This window comes from Sphaerisporangium siamense, assembly GCF_014205275.1.
GTDB classification, from domain to species: domain Bacteria; phylum Actinomycetota; class Actinomycetes; order Streptosporangiales; family Streptosporangiaceae; genus Sphaerisporangium; species Sphaerisporangium siamense.
Genome location: NZ_JACHND010000001.1, coordinates 2,407,421 through 2,429,723, shown reverse-complemented (window position 1 = coordinate 2,429,723; position 22,303 = coordinate 2,407,421). Strand labels below are relative to the sequence as shown.

Here is a 22,303-nt window from a genome sequence, read left to right as displayed (position 1 = left end):
CGGCGCGGGACCGTTCCCGCTTGCAAGCACTTCGTAAGGGGCTGTCAAACCCGCCTACATATCACTGTGTCAAGAAATCGAGTCATTGACCGGTGGAGGTCAGCAGATGACCGACTCTACGTCCGACTCCACGCCCGCGAGGAGTCCCAGGCGATCGTCCGCTCCCGGCCCGGCGAAGGCCGTCGTGCGCCTGCTCGGCCCGCTGGAGGTGCTCGGCCCCGCGGGCCGGGTCCCCCTGGTCGGCGTGCGGCAGCGCACGCTGATCGCGCTGCTGGCGCTGCGGATAGGCGAGATCGTGACCTACGAACGGCTGGTGGACGGCCTGTGGGGAGAAGATCCGCCCCTGACGGCGCTGGCCAGCCTCCGCAGCCATGTCGCCCGGGTGCGACGGGCGCTCACCGACGCCGGCCTGCCCGAAGTGCTCGCCACCCGGGGCCGGGGGTACGCGCTCGACCTCCCGCCGGGGGCCGTGGACGCCTGGCGTTTCGAGTGGCACGTCGGCGTGGCGCGGCGCGCGCCGGCCCGCGCCGAACCCGCGCGCGCGGCCGAGGAGCTGAACAGAGGGCTGGCCCTGTGGCGCGCCGACGTGCTCGTGGACTGCCGAGCGTGGGGATGGGGCGACGGGGAGGCCGCGCGGCTGCGCGAGCTGCGCCTGTCGGCGACCGAGGATCGCTGGGCGGCGGGCCTTCGTTCGGCGGGCCCGGTAGAGGCGATCGGCGAGCTGGAGCGTCTGGTCGGCGCGCATCCGCTGCGGGAACGGCTGTGGGAACTGCTGGTCGAGGCGCTGCGCCTGGCCGGACGGCACGGCGAGGCGCTCGCCGTCTATCACCGGGCGCGGGCCGTGCTCGCGGGCGAGCTGGGCGTCGAACCGGGCGCGGCGATGCGCCGCCTGCACGCCGTGATCCTCGCCGACAACGCCGGGCAGGCAGGGCCCCGCACCGCACCGGACGTTCCGCGCCGCCCGGCGTCCGGCCTGCCCGTCCCGCTCACCGAGCTGATCGGCAGGGAGCCGGAGCTGGGCGAGATCATCGCCGTCCTCGGTTCGCACCGGCTCATCACGCTGACCGGGGCGGGCGGATGCGGGAAGACCCGCCTCGGCATCGCCGTGGCCTCCCAGGTGGCCGGCGACTTCGCCGACGGCGCCTGCTTCGTCGACCTCGCGCCCGTCAAGGAACCGCGCATGGCCGCCGCCGCGGTCGTCGCCTCGCTGGGCCTGCCGGAGCCGCCGGGATCCGACCCCGGACGGACGCTCGCCCGCGGTCTTCGCGACCGCGAGCTGCTGCTGGTCCTGGACAACTGCGAACACGTGAGGGAAGGATGCCGCTCCCTGGTGATACGGCTCCTCAGCGCGTGCGCGAAGGTCCGCGTGCTCGCCACCACGCGCATCCGGCTCGACGTTCCCGGCGAGCTCGTCCGGCACATCCCGCCGCTGCCGGTCCCCGACCCGTCCCGGCACACCACTCTCGCAGAGGTGATGGCCTTCGCGTCCGCGCGACTGTTCCAGGCCCGCGTGTGGGAGCGCACCGGGGCGCGGATCGCCGAAGCGGACGCGCACGCGCTGGCGCGCGTCTGCGCCGGACTGGACGGCCTGCCCCTGGCCCTGGAGCTCGCCGCGGCCCGCAAGCCCATGCTGACCATGGCGGAGATCGCCGACCGGCTGGGCGACCGGTTGCACGTGTTCACCGACAGCGCCGCCATTCCGAGTCACCGCAGCCTGAACGCGACGCTGGACTGGAGCTACGACCTGCTCAGCGGTTCCGAACAGGCGCTGTTCCGCCGCCTCGCCGTCTTCGCCGGGGGCTTCACGCTGGACGCCGCCCAGGCGCTGTGGCCGGAGGAGACGCTGACGGTGCTCGGCGCCCTGGTGGACAAGTCGGTGGTCATGACCGGGCAGTACGGCGCCTGCTCGCGCTACCGCCTCCTGGAGACGGTGCGGGCCTACGCGGCGGAGCGGCTCGCCCGCGCCGTCCCGGGAGAGGAGGACGAGGCCCGCGGCGCCCACGCCGACTACTTCCTCCGGCTGGCGAAGGCGGACCGGCATCGGGCCGGGCCCGGCGGGCGGGACGGGCCCGACCGGCTCGCCGGCGAACACGACAACCTGCGCGCGGCGATGTCCTGGCTGTCCACGCGGCCGCCCGGGGGCGCCGACCCGAGATCCGGCCTCGCTCTGCGGGAGTACCTCGACCGGCGTGGCCGTCACCAGGGGTCGCGCGGCGCTTGAACGGCCGCGCGGCCCCCTGACGGTGGGCCCCGCCGCCGCGATGCCCGCCGCCGTAGTGGCATCGCCGTCGCCGGAGCCCACCGTCCGCATCACATGGCGATCTGGAGCGCGAGTTCCTGGCGCGCCAGGTCGATCCTCGCCAGCGCCTGCTGCGGATCGGCCGGGGAAGGCAGGCCGGGAGGGCTGTTGACGTACTGCTGCAGGGTGGTCAACCCCTCGGCGATGTGGGTGCCGGCCCCGGTCAGCCACGGAAGGGCGGCGGGCCTGACGACGCCGGCGGCCCGATCGATGTACCCGGCCTGCTCCAGCCGCACGGTGCTGCCCCTCGCCAGCGACCGCGCCACGGAAGTGAACGAAAGCAGCGCCTCCTGGCGCAACTGGCTGTTCTGGGTCCGTGCCGCTTGGTCGAGCAATCCCAGCCCTCTGGTCAGATCTCGGACGGACTGCAACTTCAGGTATGCGGGCTGTACCAGGTATTCACGGAAATCGAGCGCGAACTCGGGCAGGCAGTTCGGGCACGGCACCGGGCACCCCGGGCACCACCGCTCCACTTCGACCAGAATCGGCTCGCAGAACACGATCCTTCCGTTGGAATAGATCGGGATGCAGTTCCCGTACCCTTTGGCCTCGGCCGGTGTGCTGAGCACGCCCTGTCCTACCAGCACCGATACGAGTAGGGCGAGCAGGCAGGCTGCCCATCGGCTGCGTTTCACTGGTCCTCCTTGGGGGGTGCCGGGCGCGCCGTTCTGGCGCACGCCGGGCGGTGGCCGTCCGGTGCCGAACCGGAGCGCCTCCGGTTTACCGCGCCGACCTTGTGGCGACGTTGTGGCGGCATTGTCACGAAGAATCACGACATATCACCGCAGACGAAAGCAGCCGTAAGTGCCGGCCGTTTCCACCGTCGCCAAGGACGACCAGATGGCCGTAATCCGATAAACGGCCGATGCCGATACGCGTGCCGGCTCGCACCGGAGAATCATTCTCATGGAGATTCGGCCACCGGCCTGGCGGGCGACGCATTCATCACAAGAATGGAAGACGTGAGCGCACCGTGGCGGAGAGTCGGACGCCGGCGACACGGCGGGCAGGGGCGGAAGGTCGACCGACGGCTGACGGCCGGGGTGACGCTCGTCGCCGCGACGGTACTGCTGTGGTGCACGCTGCGCTGGCAGGGCCTGAACGCCGTCTCCGACGTCATCGGGATCGGGTCCACGCTGCTGCCGCTGGCCATCGGCCTGGTCGCGTGGGCGTCGTCGCGCCACTCCGCCGAAGACCCGTCCACCGGCCGGACGGCCGAGATGGACGCGCTCATGGTCGCCATCGCCAGGACGATGGAGCGGGTGCAGTACTCGGCCGATCGGCTCACCCGGCTCGAAAGCGGCCTCGTCGAGATGCGCGACCTGCTCGCCCAGGCCACCGCCCGGCTGGACGACCGCAAGCGGGCGCTCGGCCGTGACCTGGCCGCGCGCCGGCCGGACGGCGGCACGGCGACCGCGAGCGCCGCCGAGCGCGCCCGCCTGGAGAAGGAGATCAGCGCGCTGCGCCAGGAACTGGCCGACACGCGGCGGCGCCTGCGCGCGGCGGAACGCCTGCGCGGCGAGGTGGAACAGAGGCTCGCGGAAGCCCGGCGCGGCCAAGCCGAGACCGGCGAACTGCGGGAGCAGACCCGGGCTCAGGCCACCCAGGCCGAACGCCTGCTGATGGCGTCCCGCGCGCTGCCCGCCCCGGTGGTTCCCCCCACGGCCGCCCTGGTCGCCATCGAAGCCGCCGATCTGCTGGGCGAAGGCGACCGGGCCGCCGCGGCGAAGGTCCTGCGCCGCGTCGACGAGGCTCTCCAGGAGAACGCCGCCACCCGGGACCGGTTGCACGACGAGCTGGCCGAGAACGCCGCCGCCATCCGCCGGCGGCTCGATGCCCGTGCCCACGCGGCCCCCTCCGGGCCTGGTCCCCGGCGACGGCGCTCCCTGCCGCTGCTCGTCGGCGGGTGCTGCTCGGCCGTCCTCCTGACCGTGGTCGTCCTGATGGCCTTTCTCCGCCCGCCCGGTGCGGTGCGGCCCCTGGCGTCCGGACCGGCCACCGCAGGGACGCCGGAAGTCGCCGTCTCGGTGGACCCGGCCTTCTACCCCCGAGCCGTCCCCGCGTGGAAGAAGCCGTTCAGCAGCAGCGCCGACATCGCCTCGGCCATCACGGTCTGGCGGGGCACCGTCTATTTCGGCGGCAACGACGGCCGGCTGCACGCACTCGACGTCGACACCGGGAAAAGCGTCTGGCCCGAGTCCCCGCGGCTCCGCGGAGACATCACGGCACGGCCGGCGATCGCGGACGGCACCCGCACCCTCTACGTGGTCAGTAACAAAGGGTTCTACAGCGAGGTGTCGGCGCGCGACGCCACCACGGGCGGCGAGGTGTGGACCAGCAGGTTTCCCGGCTATATCGACGAGTCCGCGGTCGTGGCGGGAGACACCGTCTATTTCGGCGCCGGCGACGGTCTTCTCTACGCGCTGAACGCCGCCGACGGCAGGATCCGCTGGACGTTCCGCACGGGGGGCTGGATCACCTCGACACCGGTGGTGGCCGACGACGTCGTCTATTTCGGAAGCTGGGACGGCCACGTGTACGCCGTGGACACGCGGACCCGCCAGGCGAAATGGTCGACGTACGTCCCCTTCAAGTGGACCGCCACCATCGGCAACGTCCTCTTCAACCCGGCGCTCGCGAACGGCGTGCTGTACATCGGCGACAAGAACTACGATCTGCTCGCCCTGAACATCGCGGACGGCTCCATCCGCTGGCGCATGCCGACCAAGGACATCGTCGACTCCCGGCCGGTGGTCGCCGACGGCGTCGTCTACGTCGGCAGCCGGGACCACAACGTGTACGCCTTCGACGCCGCGACCGGCCGGCTGATCTGGAAGAGGCTGACCGGCAACGCCGTCTTCTCCAGCCCCGCGGTCCGCGACGGGGTCGTCTACGTCGGCAGCAACGACGCCTACGTGTACGCCTTCGACGCCGCCGACGGCCGGGTGCTCTGGGTCCACGGGACCGGCAACAGCGTCTACTCCAGTCCCGCGGTGTCCGACGGCGTCGTCTACGTCGGCAGCGACGACAACAAGCTGTACGCCCTGAAGGCGGCGAGGTAGCGGTCCGGCGCTTCCGCGCGGGGCTCAGACGCCCGCGTGGATGTGCGCGGCCCAGAGGGCGGGGTCGTCCGGGTGCTCGGCGCGGAGCCTCAGCAGCGCGCGGTGCAGGGCGCGGGCGGTGCCCGCCGTCCGCGGCGGGGTGGTGCCGCCGCCGGTGAGGTCGTCGTAGACCTGTTCGGCGATCCGGACGGCGATGAGGTCGTTGATGGACCACAGGGTGCCGACGACGTTGCGGAAACCGGCGAGCTGGAAGGCCGCGGTGATGTGCACCGCCTCGTCGGCCAGATTCTGGTTCCCTCTGGTCGTGTCGCACGCCGACAGGTAGGCCAGCTCGGCGTGGGCCAGGCGCAGCCGCGAGATCGCCGTGACGGTGAGGGGCCGGGTGGTGTGGTCGTGCAGGAGCAGCCGGCCGGCGGCGGGAACCCGCCAGTCGGTGACGCCGTGGCAGGCCAGGTGCGCGATCGGGCACCCCGGCAGGGCCGCGAGGACGGCGTCGTGGGTCGCCCGCACGCCGGTGAGGGTGAGGGATCCGGGCAGCAGCCGGGCCAGGAGCCGGGCTTCGGCGCGGGCGCCGGGCAGGGGGGCGGCGTCCGGGGTCGCCGGCAGGGCGACGATCAGGGCGCGCGGGGACCCGCCGCCGGAGGTCGCCGTCGCGGGCGGATGGTCACCGCCGGCGGCGCGGTCGCGCAGGAACCCCAGGGCGCGGATCGTCGGAGTGTAGGAGGAGACGACCATGTCCATCACGGTTCGCGGCGCGGCTGCGGGCTTGGAAGCACCGTGGTGGCCCGCCGCGTGCAGGGGCAGGATCGTCATCTCCCCCACCGGGCACCACCACAGCCGCGTCTCACGGCCGTCGCGCACGAGGCCGCCGGAACGCAGCTCGGCGAGGACGGGCCCGGCGACGTGATCCCACAGCCAGCCCAGCGTCTCCCGGATGACCCGCTGACCGGCCAGGCGCTCCGGCCCCCGCGCGGTGATGGCGGCCAGCGCGCCGAGGAACCGGTTGACCTGTTCGATGACGCCGCCGCTGACGCCGGGAAGCTCGACCAGGCGCACGGGGCGGCCGGGGTCGTCGGTGACGATGAGGGCGTCGCAGCGGAACGGGCTGCTGTTCACCAGCACGATCGGGCCGTGAGCGGCCTGCCGCCGCAGCACGTCGATGGGCGGCGGCAGCATGAACCCCTCCAGCCCGCCGATCCGGCTGATCTCGGCGAGCAGGCCGTCCCACTCCTTGGCCAGGCGCCCGCGCCGGGCGACGAGGTCACGGGCCGCCACGTGCGCGGCCTGCTCCGCCGGGGACCGCCACGCGCCGCCGTCCGGCGAGGACGGGACCTCCTGGACCGGCGCGAGGCGGGCCAGGTCGGTCCGGTCGGTGGCGTCCAGCTCGTCGCGGAGCCGTTCGAACCGCTCGGCCAGGCCCGGGGCGAGCCCGCGCAGCTCGGTGAGGTCACCGTGAGCGGCCATGGTCTCCCCGATCAGGACACCACGGGCCTGCTCCAGCAGTTCGACCGCGCGTTCCGGACGGCCCGCCGTGATCGCCGCCGCGGCGGCGGCGCCCGGCAGCCCGCGGACCCGCCCCAGGCCGTGCTCGCGCGCGGCCCGGTCCAGCCGCCGGGGCGTGACCTGCGGAAGCAACGCGATGGCCTTCTCGTACGCGTCCAGGGCGGCCACGGCCCGGCCCGCCGTCATCGCCGTGTCGCCGAGCCGGGTGAAAGCGCTCAGCCGTACGAGCGGCGTCGCGGTCTCGGCCTCCGCCGCCTCGGCGAAGACGTCCCCGGCCTCGCCCAGCAGCGCCGCTTCCTCCGTCAGCTGGAACGACGTCCACAGGGTCATCCCGAGGTTGTACTGGTAGGCGGCGCGCTGGGGATGGAGGGCCGGCGTCGCGGCGACCGCCGCACGAGCCGTCGTGATCGCCTCCCGCCGGTCGGCGGGCGCTCCCGTCCGCTCGGCCAGGTCGCGCAGAACTATCCCGAAATTGGACAAGTACAGCGCACGGTCGGGACTTCCGTCCGGGGTGACGGCTATGGCCTCTCGCAGCAGCTCGACCGCCTCGGTCAGCGCGGCGGCGTCCCCGGTCTGTTCGGACAGGTCCCGCAGGCTGAGTGCGAGGTTGGAGAGATATCTGGCGCGGCCGACGCCGCTCTCGGGGACGGCGAGCAGCGACTCGCGCCACACGGCGACCGCCTCGGCGAGGACCTCCGGGTCGCGGCTTCGCTCGAAGTGGGCATGCAGCGCGTTGCCGAGGTTGGCCAGGGCGACGGCGCGGCGGGGGTCGCCGGGCGGGGCGGCGCGCACCGCCTCCCGCAGCACGTCGATCGCCTCGCTCAGCGACGCCGGCTCCCCGGTCCGGTCGAACGCGGCGTGCAGCGCGGTCCCGAGATTGGACAGGAACAGGGCTCGGCTCGCGTGGCCCGGCGGCGTGGCCCCGGCCGCCGCACGGCTCACCGCGACGGCCTCGTCCAGCGTCGCCGGGTCGCCGGTCCGCTCGTACATGATCCGCAGACCGTTCGAGAGGTTGGACAGGAGTGTCGGCCGCAGGTGGTCACCCGGCGCGCTTGAGGCCACCGCCTCGCGCCCGTGGCCGACGGCGTCCTCCAGTGCCGTGACCTCCCCGGTCCGCTGGTAGAGGAGCTGGAGCGCGACCCCGAGATTGGTCAGGGCCATGAGGCGCACCTGGCCGGACGGGGTGATCGCGAGGGTCTGACGCCCTGCCTCGATCGCCTGCTCCAGCGCCACGGGATCTCCGGTCCGCTCGTACAGCAAGCGCAGCGCGTTGGCGAGGTTGGACCGCATCTGCGGCAGGTGCGGTCTGGCCGCGTCCGACGTCAGCGCCTCACGGCCGAGCCGGATGGATTCCTCCAGCGCCGCGACCTCACCGGTCCGGTCGAAGAGCCGCTGGAGCGCGAGCGCGAGGTTGCCGCGCATCTCGGCGAAATAGTGGTGACCGGGTGGCGTCCCCGCGACCGACTCCCGGCCGAGCTCGACCGCCTCCCGCAGCGCCGCGACGTCCCCGGTCACCTCGTAGCGCAGCCGCAGGCCGTCCGCGGTGTTCGACTGCACCATGGGCCGGTTGAGATCACCGGGCGCGAGGGACGCCAGCGCCTCGCGCCCCGCCGCGATCGACTCGTCCAGCGGCGCGAGATCGGTGTCGAGGGTGAACAGCCTGCGCAGCACATTCGTCAGGCAGAAGAGGGTGTGGTGACGCTCGGGATGTCCGGGCGGCGTGGCGGCGACCGCCTCGCGACCCAGCCGGGCCGCCTCCTCCAGCGCCGCCACCGTGCCGTCCCGCTCGAACAGGATCCGCAAGCCGTCGGCGAGATCCGCCATGGCCGACGGCCGCCCGGGGTCGCCGGGCCGGAAGGAGGCCACCGCCTCGCGCCCCACCTCGACCGATTCGTCCAGCGCCGCCGGATCGCCACCGGACTCGAACACGACGCGCAGGGCGCTCGCCAGGGTCGTCAGACACGGCGCACGGCCGGGATCGCCGGCGGGGGTGACGCGGGCCGCCTCGCGGCCGAGCGTGACCGCCTCGCTCAGCGTCGCCGGGTCGCCGGTCTCGACGAACAGCGTCCGCAGGACGTTCATGAGATCGGTCAGGACCATGGCACGGCCGGGGTGGCCGGGCGGGGTCGCGGCGAGGCTCCGGCGGATGAAGGTCACGGCCCGCTCCAGCGCGGCGAACTCACCGGTCCGCAGATGCTCCTCGTAGGCGGCGGCCGCCTCCTCGTGCCAGACATGGGCGTCCTCGGGCCGGTCCGGCCAGGACACGCCGTGCTCGTCGAACGCCGCCCGCAGGTCGGGTGGCACGGCTTCGGGGGACGTCTCGTACACGAGGGCCAGCAGCGCCATCGCGGACCCGAGGTCGGCCTGGTCCGCTCCCTCGGGCAGCAGCTGGAAGCGCAGCCAGTGGAACCACCCGGCGATCTGGGCCGCCTCGGCGTCGCGGGCCGCGCCCCCGGCCAGCGTGAGCAGCCGGGTCACCGCGGTGAAGGCGTCGCCCTCCAGGAGTACGGCCGGATCGCCGCCCACGAGGACGTGTTCGATCCGCGTCCAGATCGAGTCGATCAGATCTTCGCGTTCCCCCATGACCCGGGCCTCCCGCTCGACGCGCCCGCTCGCCGGACCCCGCGCGGGTCATCGGCGCGTGCTCATCTGTAGGACGGACCGGCATGCCCCCAGGTTGCCCTGGCGGGCCTGGATCAGCGGGGCGGCTTGGCCGCGTTGAGGTCGGCGGCGTGGACGGTGTTCTGGGTGGCCTCCAGGCCACTGGTGATCAGCGATTCCACGACGTCGGCGGCGCGGTCCACCAGGAAGGGCAGGTCCTTGCGCTCGGCGGTGCCGAAGTCGCGCAGGACGAAGTCGGCGGCGTCCATGCGGCCGGGCGGACGGCCCACGCCGAAACGGACGCGCAGGTAGTCCCGGGTCGCCAGGGACTTGGTGATCGAACGCAGGCCGTTGTGCCCGTTGTCGCCGCCGCCGAGCTTGACCCGCAGCGCGCCGTACGGGATGTCCAGCTCGTCGTGCACGACGATCACGCGCTCGGGGACGACCTTGTAGAAGTCGGCCAGGGCCTTCACCGGGCCGCCGGAAAGGTTCATGTACGACCTGGGCTTGGCCAGCACGACCGGCGCGCCGACCAGGCGGCCCTCGACGACCTCGGCATGGGCCTTGTGGGTCTTGAACCGGCCGCCGGCCCGCCCGGCGAGCTCGTCCAGCACCATGAACCCGGCGTTGTGCCGGTTACCGGCGTACTCCGGGCCGGGGTTGCCCAGGCCGACGATCAGCCAGCGGTCCACGAGATTGTCTCCGTTCACTCGGCGTCCCCGGGACGTCGGACCGGAAGTCGGACATCGGATCGGACTTTTGGGGCGGACATTGAGGCGGACATGGGACAGGGCAGCCCGGCGGCCGGAGACCGGCGCCTGGCTGCCCTGCCGACTGTACGGGAGATTACTCCGCGGCGGCCTCGGCGGGCGCGGCCTCGGCCTCGCCCTCGGGGGCCTCCTCGGCCTCGGCGGTGGTCGGGACCGTGATGACCTGGAGCACGACGGTCTCGGGGTCGGCGGCAAGGGTGGCGCCACGCGGCAGCTCAAGGTCGCCGGCGGTGACGACCGCGCCGACCTCCAGGCCCTCGATGTCGACCTCGACACCGGTCGGGATGTGGGTGGCCTCGGCCTCGACCGCGACGGTGACGAGCTGCTGGTCGAGCAGGCCGCCCGGGGCGATGTCGCCGGTGGTGGTGACCGGGATCTCGACGGTGACCTTCTCGCCGCGCTTCACGAGCAGCAAGTCGATGTGCTCGATGAAGCCCTTGAGCGGGTCGCGCTGGACGCCCTTCGGCAGCGCGATCTCGTTGACGCCCTCACCCTCGACGCGGATGAGCACGTTCGGCGTGCGCAGCGCGATCATGAGGTCGTGGCCCGGGAGCGTGAGGTGCTTCGGCTCGATGCCGTGTCCGTACAGGACGGCGGGGACCCTGTCGGCGCGGCGGATCTTACGCGCGGCGCCCTTGCCGAACTCCGAGCGCGGCTCGGCGGCGATACGTACTTCGGACACGGTGATCTCCTAGGGAGTGCTCGTGAATTCGGAAGGCGCCCACCCTCACCCGCCCTAGCGGAAGGCGTTACGAGCGCACACAACCCCTCAACCCTACCGGACTCCCCCGCCCCACCATCCCTCCCGACGTCCGTGACCAGGCACCCCCCCTCAGCAGGCGCGCATGCCCCACGTTCCCGGCCAGGCACAAGTCGTCCCTCAGAAGGCGCTCATGACGCGTTGCCGACCAGGAACTCCGTGACGAGCACGGCGACCGCGTCCGGGCGCTCGGCGAGCATGTCGTGGCTCGCGTCCAGTTCCTGCTGTCAGCCTCATGCACGCCTACAGAGGCCCAGGTCCACCGGCATCTCCCGCGTCGGAGTTGGGGACAGCCCTTCGCCTCGCATCAGGCCATCGGCATCGGCCAACATGACGCGGTGACCCTCGGCGTCAGCGGTCGATCATGCCACACACCACCAGCGTTCCAGGAAAGCCGTCACCGGCATGAGGTCGAGCGTTTCCGTCGCTTCGGCAATGACGGCCCGGTACCCACGATCAAAGTCTTCGACATCCTCCGGCAGCAGGGCCGCGCGAATGGCACGCGGAGCCTCGTCAGCCACGGGTAGGAAGGGTGCACGCACGTCCTGGTGGCGGCGCGGGTACGGGGTCAGGTCACCACAGTACGGCGGAGAATCAGCGGGCCGTCAACGAAGGCGCCAGGCGTTACATGCGGCTCTCGCGGCCAATTTGAACTAGCTTGATCATTTATATGCCTGCCGCGTCATGCGCACTCGGAACCCCACAGCGCCGTGGGCGCACGCTGCGCTCACGACAGTGCGGCGACGTCCCGAACGTGCACGGACAACTGGTGGGATGCAGCGGTTTCGGATGAAGTGAGATGTGGCCCTTACCAGCCAAGCTCGCCGCTCTTGATGCAGCCGATAAAGGAGTTCCATCCGGTTGAGGTGAAGCCGAGAACGGGGCCGCCGGGCTTCTTGCTGTCGCGCACGGCACGGTTCCCGCCAGGCAGCTCGGCCACCTCGACGCAGTTGTTGCTGGTGGCCTGACTGCGCATGCTCTTCCGCCACTCCACGCTGGACAGATCCAGGTTGGACAGATCCACTGATGCCTCACAGCTTGTCGATCAGATTGGATAGGTACGCGATCGACGCCTCCACGCTGAGCGCCGAAGCACACAAGTACTGAAACATCAGCGTATAGCGTTTGAGTTGCTCGTCCTCCTCCAAATAGAGACCGTCCGTCGGAGTCTCCACGTAAACCACGCTGCGGTCGACGGCGCTAGGAAAATCCAGGATCACGAACTGGCCGCTGAGGCCGGCATGCGGGCCAGCGGAAAAGGGCAATATCTGCAGCTTTACGTGATGTAGCGGACTGGTGTCCACCAACTTCCTTAGTTGAGCCTCACGGACCTTCCGACTTCCCACCGGACGGAACAACGCCGCCTCGTCGATCACCGCCCAGAGCTGCGGGGGGCTGTCGCGCAGCAGTAACTGTTGCCGCTCCATGCGGGCCGCCACCCGGCGCTCGACTTCTCGGGGGTCACGGACTCCGCCCGCCCGGATGATCTCCGCTGCGTACTCGGGCGTTTGAAGCAGACCCGGGATAAGCGCCAATTCGAAGTTCCGGATAGACGACGCCTCAGCCTCCAGTCCGACATAAGAGCCGGTCAGGACATCGCTGTAGGCGGCCCACCAGCCACGCTTCTTGGCCTCACGGGCGAGCTCGACCAGAGCGTCGATAAGGGACCGGCTGGTGACGCCGTAAATCTCACAGAGTCTTCGGACATGATGCACGTCCGGCCTCTTGGTCAGGCCGTTCTCCAGGCGGCTGATCTTCGAGGATGAGCACTCAAGAGCGGCGGCCGCATCGTGCACCGTCTGCCCTGACTCCTCCCGCAGACGGCGTAGCTCGTGACCGAGGCGGCGGAGTCGCACTGTCGGGCTGTAATCCGAGACGGTCACCACATCACTCCAATCAGCGCATTCGGCCTCACTGTCCGACACGTTACGTATCACCGGACAGATGCCGCACGTTTCGAAGTAGAACTTGCAGGTTCATACTTGCAGTAGCACTATGGCTACGGACAGTCTCCTAGCAGCCACAAGGCGGAGTCAACGGCCCTCACGAACTGGAATCTTCCAGCCCGACCAAGCCGTACGCGAGGGCGGCCGTGAAAGACCCTCTCGCCGACCCTGTCCCCCACACGTGGACGTCAAAATTGCCCGCGGCCAGGTGCTCGCCGTCGGCGAATTCACCGCGCGCTCCATGAGCACCCCCACCCCCCAACCCCCAAGGCTGGGGATCGCTCTCGGAGGCGGTATGAACGAAAGTTGGACTCTCGCGTCCGAGCCGGTCAGTGTTGGCACGGCTCGGGAGCTGACCCGTAAGACCCTCACCGGCTGGGGTCTGTTCCACGTGGTCGACGATGTCGAGCTCGTCATCTCGGAGCTCGTCACGAACGCGCTCATCCACGGTTCCGGGCCGGTCACCATGGCGCTGCACCACGCCGGGCCCGCGATCATCGGTGCGGTCAGCGACGGCGGCGGAGCCCGGCTGCACGTACGTGACGCCGAGCCGGAGGAGACCGGAGGGCGGGGGCTGTCCATCGTGCAGGCTCTGGCCGCTAGCTGGGGCATCTGGCCGGACGCGGACGGTATGGGGAAAACGGTCTGGTTCAGCTTCGGGACCGACCGGAGGTGATTCACCCCGTTCGGCCCCCGCCATGTCCCTCAACGTCCAGCAACGTCGCGCGTTAGGTGCGGGAGCCAATCGTGGATATCGCGAGGGACGTTCCAGGAGCGCGAGGCGCGGAGCCCTTCGCCTGGAGGGTCGAAGGGGGGCCGGAGGCCCTCCCTGGGAAACGCAGTCCGAAGCCGGAGGCGAGGCCCTTTTCGAGCCGGAGGCCGGCGCGTCGATCACGGGCTCTTGGAAATGAGGAAGCGGCGGCCTCCTTGTGGGTGGGCCGCCGCTTTGGGTGGGTTCTAGGAGTCGCCTTCGAAGAGGCTGGTTACTGAGCCGTCGTTGAAGACTTCGCTGATGGCGCGGGCGATCAAGGGGGCGATGGAGAGCACCGTGAGTTTGTCGAAACGCTTCTCCTCCGGGATGGGGAGGGTGTTGGTGACGACGACCTCGGAGATGCGGGAGTTCTTCAGGCGGTCCACGGCCGGGGACGAGAAGATCGCGTGGGTGGCGGCGACGATGATGTTGGTCGCGCCCTGCTCGTACAGGGCGTCGGCCGCCTTGGTGATCGAGCCGCCGGTGTCGATCATGTCGTCGATCAGCACACAGGTGCGGCCCTCGACCTCGCCGACGACCTCGTGGACCTTCACCTCGTTGGCGACGTCGAGATCGCGCCGCTTGTGGATGAAGGCGACGGCCGTGCCGAGCTGGTCGGCCCAGCGTTCGGCGAGGCGGACGCGGCCGGTGTCGGGCGAGACGATGGTCGTGGAGGCCGGGTCGAGCTTGCCGCTGAGGTAGCGGTGCAGGACGGGCAGCGCGAACAGGTGGTCGACGGGCCCGTCGAAGAAGCCCTGGATCTGCGGGGTGTGCAGGTCGACCGACATGAGGCGGTCGGCCCCGGCGGTCTTGAAGAGGTCGGCCATGAGCCGGGCGGTGATCGGCTCGCGTCCGCGCCCCTTCTTGTCCTGCCGTGAGTAGCCGAAGAAGGGCAGGACCACGGTGATGCGCTTGGCCGACGCGCGCTTGAGCGCGTCCACCATGATCAGCTGCTCCATGATCCACGTGTTGATCGGCTGGGTGTGGGACTGGATCACGAAGGCGTCGCTGCCTCGTACGGACTCGAGGTAGCGGGCGTAGATCTCGCCGTTGGCGAAGTCATGGATCTTGGTCGGTGTGACGTCGATACCGAGGTTCTGCGCCACTTCCTCCGCGAGCTCCGGATACGCCCTGCCGGAGATGAACATCAAGTGCTTCTCACCGGTCATCTTCTTGCCGCTCATGCTGCCCTCCTCTCCAGGCGGCACACAGGACACGGCCACGATGCGTCGCCGCGATACCCGGCTCGCTCGCCGCGCTGAATCATTTGCTGTTCTCCCGATGTTGTTCCCCGGAGGGACCCTGATCGCCCGCGGACGTCTGCCGTCCGTCGGCGCTCACGGCCCCCCGGCCTTCCAGCGCGCGACGCGCCGCCTCGTCGGAGGCGGTGCCCGCGCGCCTGCGCGCGACCCACCCTTCGATGGTGCGCTGGCGCGCCCGGCCGACCGCCATCGCCCCCGGAGGGACGTCGTTGGTGATGACCGAGCCCGCCGCGGTGTAGGCGCCGTCGCCGATGGTGACCGGCGCGACGAGCATGTTGTCGCTGCCGACCCGGACGTGGTCGCCGACCGTCGTGTGGTGCTTGCGCACCCCGTCGTAGTTGACGAACACGCTGGAGGCCCCGATGTTGGAGCCCTCGCCGATCGTGGCGTCGCCGACGTAGGTCAGGTGCGGCACCTTGGACCCGTCGCCGAGACGGGCGTTCTTCATCTCGACGTAGGTGCCGGCCTTGGCCCGCCGGCCGAGGACGGTGCCCGGCCGCAGGTAGGCGTACGGCCCCACCGACGCCCCAGGGCCGATCTCGGCGCCGTCGCAGACGCTGTTGCGTACGACGGCGCCCGCGCCGACGGCCGTGTCGGTGAGGGTGGTGGCGGGCCCGACCTCGGCGCCGGAGGCGACGGAGGTGCGGCCGTGCAGCTGGGTGCCGGGATGGATCACCACGTCCGGCTCCAGCGTGACGCCGACGTCCACCCAGGTGGTGGCCGGGTCGATGACGGTGACCCCGGCGCGCATGTGCGCGCGCAGGATGCGGGAGTTGAGCACCGCGCGGGCGAAGGCGAGCTGCGCGCGGTCGTTCACGCCCTCGACCTCGACGTGGTCGGGCGCGATGTGGGCGCCGACGCGGTGACCGTCCTCGCGGAGGATCGACAGCACGTCGGTGAGGTACTCCTCGCCCTGGGCGTTGGCGGTGGAGACGCGCTTGACGGCGTCGGCGAGCAGGGACCCGTCGAAGGCGTAGACGCCGGAGTTCATCTCCTTGACGGCCCGCTGCCGCGGGGTGGCGTCGCGCTCCTCGACGATCTGCAGGACGGCGCCCGAGTCGTCGCGGATGATGCGGCCGTAGCCGGTCGGGTCGGGCACCTCGGCGGTCAGGACGGTCACCGCGTTGCCGTCGGCGGCGTGGCTGCTCAGGAGCCCGGCGAGGGTTTCGGTGCGCAGCAGCGGGGTGTCGCCGTACGTGACGAGGACCGTTCCGCCGATGGTGCCGACGGACTCCAGGACCGTGCGCACGGCGTGCCCCGTGCCCTTCTGCTCGGCCTGGACGACCGCGCGGGTGTCGGGGCCCGCGGCGGTGAGATGGGCTTCGACCTGCTCGCGGGCGTGGCCGATGACGACGATGAGGCGCTCGGGCGAAAGGCCGCGCGCGCTGGCCAGCACGTGGTCGACCAGGGGGCGTCCGCACAGCTCGTGCAGGACCTTGGGTGTGGAGGATTTCATGCGGGTGCCCTCGCCGGCGGCGAGGACGATGACGGCTGCCGGGCGCGGCACACTCACGGACTGAGGCTCCCTCGGCGTCGCGGCTGAGACATGACAGAGCGGGACGACGCGCGGTAACCCCCCGGGCACCGCACCGCCACCCACCCGACACCGCGAGCTTACCCGCCGCCTTCCCGGCGAGGCTCGGACCCCTGCCGTGTGGGGACCTGCCCGTGTGGGACGGCGCCGGCGCGCCGCTCGCGACGGGATGAGAAGAAAAGTTCCGGCGCCTGGACTCGAACCAGGACAACCCTGCTCCAAAGGCAGGTGGGCTGCCAATTACCCTACGCCGGACCGATTCGCGACCTTCCCAAACCGCGGTGACAAGGATACCCACCGAACCCCCTCGGCGCTCAACGCATTGCCACCCCGCTCCGGGGCAGAGGGTCGGGAAGAGGAGCCGGAGGAGGAGGACGTGACGGCGGCCGTCGCCGCGCCAGGCGCATCGATCAGGAACCTTGGCCGCGCCGTTGGCATATGCGGCCGGGTCTCTTTACCAGATATGGGCATGTATGCGCAAGACGTGGAACCGCCACCGGATGGCGCACGAACCTTCATCTTCCCCACATTCCAGGCTTAGGGATTCCTAACTTACGATGCCGTAGGTTACGGTTACGTAGCTCCAGATCGTCCGCACTTCAGAACACGTGAGGTAGCCCATGACCGTTGTCGAAGACCGCGCCACTCCGCCACCGCCGCGTCCTGATCTCGAGCCGGAGCCGAAGTCGAACTTCGAGCGCGTGCTGCTGGTCATCTTCGTCACCGTGCCGTTCCTGGCTCTGGTCGCGGCGATCCCGATGGCCTGGGGACGCTTCCTCGGCTGGAGCGACGTCGTGATCACGGCCGTCTTCTACATGATCAGCGGCCTCGGCGTCACCGTCGGCTACCACCGCTACTTCACGCACGGGTCCTTCAAGGCCAACCGGCCTCTCAAGATCGTGCTCGCCGTCGCCGGCAGCCTGTCGCTGGAGATGGGCGTGATCGACTGGGTCGCCACGCACCGCCGCCACCACAAGTACTCCGACAAGGAGGGCGACCCGCACTCGCCGTGGCGGTTCGGCAACGACTGGAAGGCGCTGACCAAGGGCCTGTTCTTCGCCCACATGGGTTGGATGTTCAGCTCCGAGCGCACCAACCGCGAGCGCTTCGCCAAGGATCTCATCAACGACAAGGACGTCTACCGCGTCCACAAGGCGTTCCCGTGGCTGGTGGCCACCTCCCTGATCCTGCCCGCGGTGATCGGCGGCGTGGTGACCTGGTCGATCGCGGGCGCGCTGACCGCCTTCTTCTGGGCGAGCCTGGTGCGCATCGCGCTGCTCCACCACGTCACCTGGTCGATCAACTCGGTCTGCCACGTGTTCGGCGAGGAGGACTTCGAGGTGCGCGACAAGTCCCGCAACGTCTGGTGGCTGGCCATCCCGTCCTTCGGCGAGTCCTGGCACAACCTTCACCACAGTGAGCCGACCTCGGCCCGCCACGGCGCGCTGAAGGGGCAGATCGACCCCAGCGCCCGCGTGATCCGCTGGTTCGAACAGGCAGGCTGGGCGACCGACGTCCGCTGGCCGACTGCCGAGCGTCTGGCGGCCAAACGGCGTGTCTGACATGCCCCTTCCGTCGGGCCGCCCTCCGGCGGCCCGCACCCCCACCAGCAACACGTCAAATCTTGCTATAGCCCCCCAAAGCACCACTATTGCGTTTGCCGCGCCCAGCGGGCCAAGCATTATTAGACCCATGACCGAGTCCTCCCCACCCCGCGGACGCGTCCGCATGACGGGTAAGGAGCGCAGGGAGCAACTGATCCGGGTCAGCCGGGCGCTCTTCGCCGAGAAGGGCTTCGACGGCACGTCCATCGAAGAGATCGCGGCCAGTGCGAAGGTGTCCAAGCCGGTCGTCTACGAGCACTTCGGGGGCAAGGAAGGCATCTACGCCGTCGTCGTCGACCGCGAGATGCAGCGCCTCCTGAGCCTCGTGGCCGTCGCGCTCAACGCCGGCCACCCGAAGATCCGGCTGGAGCGCGCCGCGCTGGCGCTGCTGCAGTACGTCGAGGAGTCCAGCGAGGGCTTCCGCATCCTCGTGCGCGACTCCCACGCCGCCTCCGGCACCGGCACGTTCGCGAGCCTCATCAACGACATCGCGAGCCAGGTCGAGGACGTCCTGGCCGACCAGTTCGCCGACCGCGGCTACCTTCCCACGCTCGCCCCGATGTACGCCCAGATGCTCGTCGGCATGGTGGCGCTCACCGGCCAATGGTGGCTGGACGCCCGCAGGCCCGACCGCGAGGAGGTCGCGGCCCACCTGGTGAACCTGGCCTGGAACGGTCTCACCGGGCTGGAGCCCCGCCCCAAGCTGACCGCGGCCTCCACGCGCCCGGCCGCCTCCCCCGCGCCCCTCGAACTGCGTCCCGCGCCCACCGACAAGGAACGCAAGGAGATCGAGAAGGCCTGGGAGAAGGACCTCAAAGAGATCGAGAAGGCCCGCGAGCGCGAGGCCAAGGAGCAGGAGAAGATCCGCGCCCGCGAGCAGCGCGAGCAGGAGAAGCTCCAGCGCGAGCAGGAGAAGCAGCGGGCGCGCGAACGCCGCGAGCAGGAGCGGCTGCGGGCCCGCGAGCAGCGCGAGCGCGAGAAACTGCTGAAGGAGCGCGAGAAGCTGCGCGCGCAGGAGGCCCGCGACGCTGCCCGGCAGCCGAGGCAGGCCATCGAGGCCGAGCGCGTGGAGCTGGTGGAAAGGGTCGAGATCGTGCGGCCGGCGCCCGCCTCCGGGCCTAAGGAGCTCGGTCCCGGGCAGGAGTCCGGCGACGCCTAGCAGTGGCGGCGACGGGATGACGTCAAGTAAAACCGTCGTTGCGGAAAAGTTAACGTGCCGTTCAATTATATAGGGCATTTTGGACATATGTCCGTCGAGATCGTGCCGCCCACCCCTGAAGGTCACGACCTGCCCCATCTCCCCCCTGATCGCTTCCTCAACCGCGAGGAAAGCTGGCTCCACTTCAATGAACGCGTGCTGGAGCTGGCCGAAGACCCGTCCGTTCCGTTGCTGGAACGCGTGCGTTTCCTCGCCATATTCGCCAGCAACCTGGACGAGTTCTTCCGGGTGCGGGTCGCGGGGCTCAAACGGCGGATGGAGACGGGCCTGCTCCTGCGCACCAAGAGCGGGATGAAGCCGCGCGAGGAACTCGCCAAGATCGCCAAGATCGCCGACGACCTCGCGCGGCGCCACGCGGCGGTCTACCACAAGCAGATCTGCCCCCAGCTCACCGGCGTGGGCATCGACATCGTCCGCTGGGACGACCTCAGCAGGGACGAGCGCACGGCGATGCGCAAGCTGTTCCGGGAGCGGATCCGGCCCGTGCTGACCCCGCTGGCCGTCGATCCCGCCCATCCTTTTCCCTATATATCCGGCCTCTCGCTGAACCTGGCCGTGACCGTGCGCAACCCGGGCACGGGCAACACCGTGTTCGCCCGCGTCAAGGTGCCCTCCCAGCTCCCCCGATTCGTCGCCGTCGCCAAGGACCGCTTCGTCCCGATGGAGGACGTGATCGCGGCCCACCTCGGCCAGCTCTTCAAGGGCATGGAGATCGTCGAGCACCACGTCTTCCGCGTCACCCGCAACGAGGACCTGGAGGTCGACGAGGACGTCACGGAGAACCTCATGAAGGCGCTGGAGAAGGAGCTGCTCAAGCGCCGCTTCGGCCTGCCCGTCCGCCTGGAGGTCGAGGACACGATCACCCCCGAGGTGCTGGACCTGCTCGTCGACGAGCTGGACGTCTCCGACCACGAGATCTACCGGCTCCCCGGCCCCCTGGACCTGTCCGGGCTGCACGCGATCGCCGACCTGGAGCGCGGCGAGCTGAGCTTCCCGCCGTTCGTGCCCGCCGAGGCCCTGCACGCCGAGGACGACCTGTTCTCCACGCTGCGCGAGCGCGACATCCTGCTGCACCACCCGTACGACTCGTTCGCGACCAGCGTGCAGCGGTTCATCGAGGAGGCCGCGGCCGACCCCAACGTGCTCGCCATCAAGCAGACCCTCTACCGCACCAGCGGCGACTCGCCGATCGTGGACGCGCTGATCGACGCGGCCGAGGCGGGCAAGCAGGTCGTCGTCGTGGTCGAGATCAAGGCGAGGTTCGACGAGCACGCCAACATCACCTGGGCGCGCAAGCTGGAGAAGGCCGGCTGCCACGTCGTCTACGGCGTGCTCGGGCTCAAGACCCACGCCAAGCTGGCCCTGGTCGTCCGGCAGGAGCCCTCCGGCGAGCTGCGCCAGTACTGCCACATCGGCACCGGCAACTACAACCCCAAGACCGCGCGCCAGTACGAGGACTTCGGCCTGCTCACCGCCGACCCGCTCCTCGGCGAGGACCTGACCGACCTGTTCATCCACCTCACCGGCTACTCGATGCACTCGGCCTACCGGCGCCTGCTCGTCGCCCCGCACGCCCTGCGCGACGGCCTGCTGACCCGCATCGAGCGCGAGATCGCCCACCACCGCGCCGGACGGCCCGCCCGCATCCGGATCAAGGCCAACTCGCTGGTGGACGAGCCGTTGATCGACGCGCTGTACGCCGCCTCCCAGGCGGGCGTCCCGGTGGACCTGGTCGTGCGCGGGGTGTGCACGCTGCGCCCGGGCGTGCCGGGCCTGTCGGAGAACATCCGGGTCCGCAGCATCCTGGGCAGGTTCCTGGAGCATTCGCGCATCTACGAGTTCGGCCTCGGACGGCGGCCGGAGGTGTGGATCGGCAGCGCCGACGCGATGCGCCGCAACTTCGAGCGCCGGGTGGAGGCCCTGGTGAAGGTCGCGAGCGCCCGCCAGCGCACGTACCTGTCCGAGCTGATGGACCTGTCCCTGGCCGGCACCACCAGTAGCTGGTGGCTCGACGGGGACGGCACCTGGGTACGTCACCACACCGGAGAGAACGGCGAGCCCCTGCTGGACATGCAGTCCCGCCTGGTGGCCAGCAGGCGTTGGAGGAGCGTCGATGAGTGAACCCTCGCTGATCAGGGCCGCGGGGGCGGTGGTCTGGCGGGGCGCGCCCGACGCCCCCGAGGTCGCCGTCATCCACCGGCCCCGGCGCGACGACTGGTCCCTGCCCAAGGGCAAGCTGCTGTCCGGCGAGCACGTGATCGCGGCGGCGCTGCGCGAGGTGGCCGAGGAGACCGGGCTGAGCATCGTGCTCGGCCGCCGCCTGCGCGCCGTCCACTACCTCAAGGACGGACGGCCGAAGCGGGTCGACTACTGGTCGGCCCGCGCCGTCGCGCAGGTCGCCGAGCTGCCGTCCGACGAGGCGGACGCCATGGAGTGGCTGCCGCTGGACCGGGCCAGGGCCCGGCTGACCTACGAGGACGACGCCAGGACGCTGGACGCCCTGGCGGAGGCTCCCCTGGAGACCACCCCGCTCCTGCTCGTCAGGCACGCCACCGCCGGGGAGCGGGACGAGTGGCCCGGCGACGACGACCTCAGGCCGCTGGACAAGCAGGGCGAGGGACAGTCCCGCGCCCTGGCGGAGCTGCTGTACGGCTACCGTCCCGCCACGCTGCTCAGCTCGCCGAGCAGGCGCTGCGTGCAGACCGTGCTGCCGTACGCGGCCAGGGAGCGGCTGGGCATCGGCACCGACCACCTGCTCACCGAGACCGGCTACGACGCGCCGGCGACGCTCGCGCGCACGCTCGCCCTGATGGACTCCGGGGAGCCGGCCCTGGTGTGCAGCCACGGCAAGGTGCTGCCGGGGCTCTTGGCGGACGTCCACGAGCGGCGCGGCGGCAGCCCGGGCGACACGCACCTCGGCAAGGGCGGCGTCGCCGTGCTGCACCACGCCGGCGGGCGGGTGGTGGCCGCCGAGCGCTACGACACCTGACGC

The 22,303-nt window shown here is 70.8% G+C and carries 16 protein-coding genes and 1 tRNA gene; 7 read left to right on the top strand and 10 right to left on the bottom strand.

From position 1 onward, the window contains the following. Positions 1-106 precede the first annotated feature (106 nt). A complete protein-coding gene (locus BJ982_RS11360; protein ID WP_184879258.1) occupies positions 107-2,221 on the top strand; it encodes an AfsR/SARP family transcriptional regulator in 2,115 nt (704 codons plus the stop codon). Positions 2,222-2,310: 89 nt separating this feature from the next. Here BJ982_RS11360 and BJ982_RS11355 read toward each other — a convergent pair whose 3' ends face one another. Beyond that, positions 2,311-2,934, bottom strand: a complete 624-nt coding sequence (locus tag BJ982_RS11355) for a hypothetical protein (protein WP_184879255.1) — start codon at positions 2,932-2,934, stop codon at positions 2,311-2,313. A gap of 327 nt (positions 2,935-3,261) precedes the next feature. Between BJ982_RS11355 and BJ982_RS40385 the strand changes: the two genes are divergently transcribed. Next, on the top strand, positions 3,262-5,361 hold the full coding sequence (locus BJ982_RS40385; protein WP_184879252.1) for an outer membrane protein assembly factor BamB family protein: 2,100 nt from the start codon (positions 3,262-3,264) through the stop codon (positions 5,359-5,361). Positions 5,362-5,385: 24 nt separating this feature from the next. On the opposite strand, the gene BJ982_RS11345 is transcribed toward BJ982_RS40385, so the two are convergent. The 6 genes from BJ982_RS11345 to BJ982_RS40380 form a co-directional block, all read right to left on the bottom strand. Continuing rightward, positions 5,386-9,447: a CHAT domain-containing protein gene (locus tag BJ982_RS11345; protein WP_184879249.1), complete on the bottom strand. Its 4,062-nt coding sequence runs from the start codon at positions 9,445-9,447 to the stop codon at positions 5,386-5,388. 113 nt (positions 9,448-9,560) lie between these two features. Beyond that, a complete protein-coding gene (pth, locus tag BJ982_RS11340) occupies positions 9,561-10,175 on the bottom strand; it encodes an aminoacyl-tRNA hydrolase (protein ID WP_239123672.1) in 615 nt (204 codons plus the stop codon). 136 nt (positions 10,176-10,311) lie between these two features. Then, complete coding sequence (locus tag BJ982_RS11335; protein ID WP_184879246.1) at positions 10,312-10,917, bottom strand: 50S ribosomal protein L25/general stress protein Ctc; 606 nt, start codon at positions 10,915-10,917, stop codon at positions 10,312-10,314. Positions 10,918-11,357: 440 nt separating this feature from the next. Then, positions 11,358-11,516, bottom strand: coding sequence for a DUF6247 family protein (locus BJ982_RS11330; protein WP_184879243.1), 159 nt, complete (start codon positions 11,514-11,516; stop codon positions 11,358-11,360). Between the two features lie 287 nt (positions 11,517-11,803). Then, positions 11,804-12,019: a DUF397 domain-containing protein gene (locus tag BJ982_RS11325; RefSeq protein WP_307784663.1), complete on the bottom strand. Its 216-nt coding sequence runs from the start codon at positions 12,017-12,019 to the stop codon at positions 11,804-11,806. Positions 12,020-12,026: 7 nt separating this feature from the next. Next, on the bottom strand, positions 12,027-12,920 hold the full coding sequence (locus tag BJ982_RS40380; protein WP_239123670.1) for a helix-turn-helix domain-containing protein: 894 nt from the start codon (positions 12,918-12,920) through the stop codon (positions 12,027-12,029). 316 nt (positions 12,921-13,236) lie between these two features. Here BJ982_RS40380 and BJ982_RS11315 point away from each other — a divergent pair, with 316 nt between their 5' ends. Further along, positions 13,237-13,617 (top strand): ATP-binding protein, encoded by a 381-nt coding sequence (locus tag BJ982_RS11315; protein WP_184879240.1) that lies wholly within the window; start codon positions 13,237-13,239, stop codon positions 13,615-13,617. A gap of 281 nt (positions 13,618-13,898) precedes the next feature. Here the strand turns inward: BJ982_RS11315 and BJ982_RS11310 are convergent, their stop codons facing one another. The 3 genes from BJ982_RS11310 to BJ982_RS11300 form a co-directional block, all read right to left on the bottom strand. After that, on the bottom strand, positions 13,899-14,876 hold the full coding sequence (locus tag BJ982_RS11310) for a ribose-phosphate diphosphokinase (RefSeq protein WP_184879237.1): 978 nt from the start codon (positions 14,874-14,876) through the stop codon (positions 13,899-13,901). A gap of 79 nt (positions 14,877-14,955) precedes the next feature. Next, on the bottom strand, positions 14,956-16,467 hold the full coding sequence (gene glmU, locus BJ982_RS11305; RefSeq protein WP_184879234.1) for a bifunctional UDP-N-acetylglucosamine diphosphorylase/glucosamine-1-phosphate N-acetyltransferase GlmU: 1,512 nt from the start codon (positions 16,465-16,467) through the stop codon (positions 14,956-14,958). Between the two features lie 203 nt (positions 16,468-16,670). Then, a tRNA-Gln gene (locus BJ982_RS11300) sits at positions 16,671-16,743 on the bottom strand. Positions 16,744-17,108: 365 nt separating this feature from the next. Between BJ982_RS11300 and BJ982_RS11295 the strand changes: the two genes are divergently transcribed. The 4 genes from BJ982_RS11295 (at position 17,109) to BJ982_RS11280 (ending at position 22,300) form a co-directional block, all read left to right on the top strand. After that, entirely contained in the window at positions 17,109-18,050 is a 942-nt protein-coding gene (locus BJ982_RS11295; protein ID WP_184879231.1) for an acyl-CoA desaturase, read from the top strand. Positions 18,051-18,180: 130 nt separating this feature from the next. Further along, entirely contained in the window at positions 18,181-19,251 is a 1,071-nt protein-coding gene (locus BJ982_RS11290; protein ID WP_239123669.1) for a TetR/AcrR family transcriptional regulator, read from the top strand. 87 nt (positions 19,252-19,338) lie between these two features. Further along, positions 19,339-21,432, top strand: coding sequence for an RNA degradosome polyphosphate kinase (locus tag BJ982_RS11285; RefSeq protein WP_184879228.1), 2,094 nt, complete (start codon positions 19,339-19,341; stop codon positions 21,430-21,432). Then, positions 21,425-22,300 carry an NUDIX hydrolase gene (locus BJ982_RS11280; RefSeq protein ID WP_239123668.1) on the top strand — a complete coding sequence of 292 codons (876 nt, stop codon included), beginning with the start codon at positions 21,425-21,427 and terminating at the stop codon, positions 22,298-22,300. The genes BJ982_RS11285 and BJ982_RS11280 overlap by 8 nt, the downstream gene beginning before the upstream one ends. Positions 22,301-22,303: the final 3 nt, after the last annotated feature.

Coding starts and splice junctions, on each gene's coding strand:
- BJ982_RS11360 (WP_184879258.1), top strand. CDS start 107: ATGACCGACTCTACGTCCGACTCCACGCCCGCGAGGAGTCCCAGGCGA.
- BJ982_RS11345 (WP_184879249.1), bottom strand. CDS start 9,447: ATGGGGGAACGCGAAGATCTGATCGACTCGATCTGGACGCGGATCGAA.
- BJ982_RS11315 (WP_184879240.1), top strand. CDS start 13,237: ATGAACGAAAGTTGGACTCTCGCGTCCGAGCCGGTCAGTGTTGGCACG.
- BJ982_RS11310 (WP_184879237.1), bottom strand. CDS start 14,876: ATGAGCGGCAAGAAGATGACCGGTGAGAAGCACTTGATGTTCATCTCC.
- BJ982_RS11295 (WP_184879231.1), top strand. CDS start 17,109: ATGACCGTTGTCGAAGACCGCGCCACTCCGCCACCGCCGCGTCCTGAT.
- BJ982_RS11290 (WP_239123669.1), top strand. CDS start 18,181: ATGACCGAGTCCTCCCCACCCCGCGGACGCGTCCGCATGACGGGTAAG.
- BJ982_RS11285 (WP_184879228.1), top strand. CDS start 19,339: ATGTCCGTCGAGATCGTGCCGCCCACCCCTGAAGGTCACGACCTGCCC.
- BJ982_RS11280 (WP_239123668.1), top strand. CDS start 21,425: ATGAGTGAACCCTCGCTGATCAGGGCCGCGGGGGCGGTGGTCTGGCGG.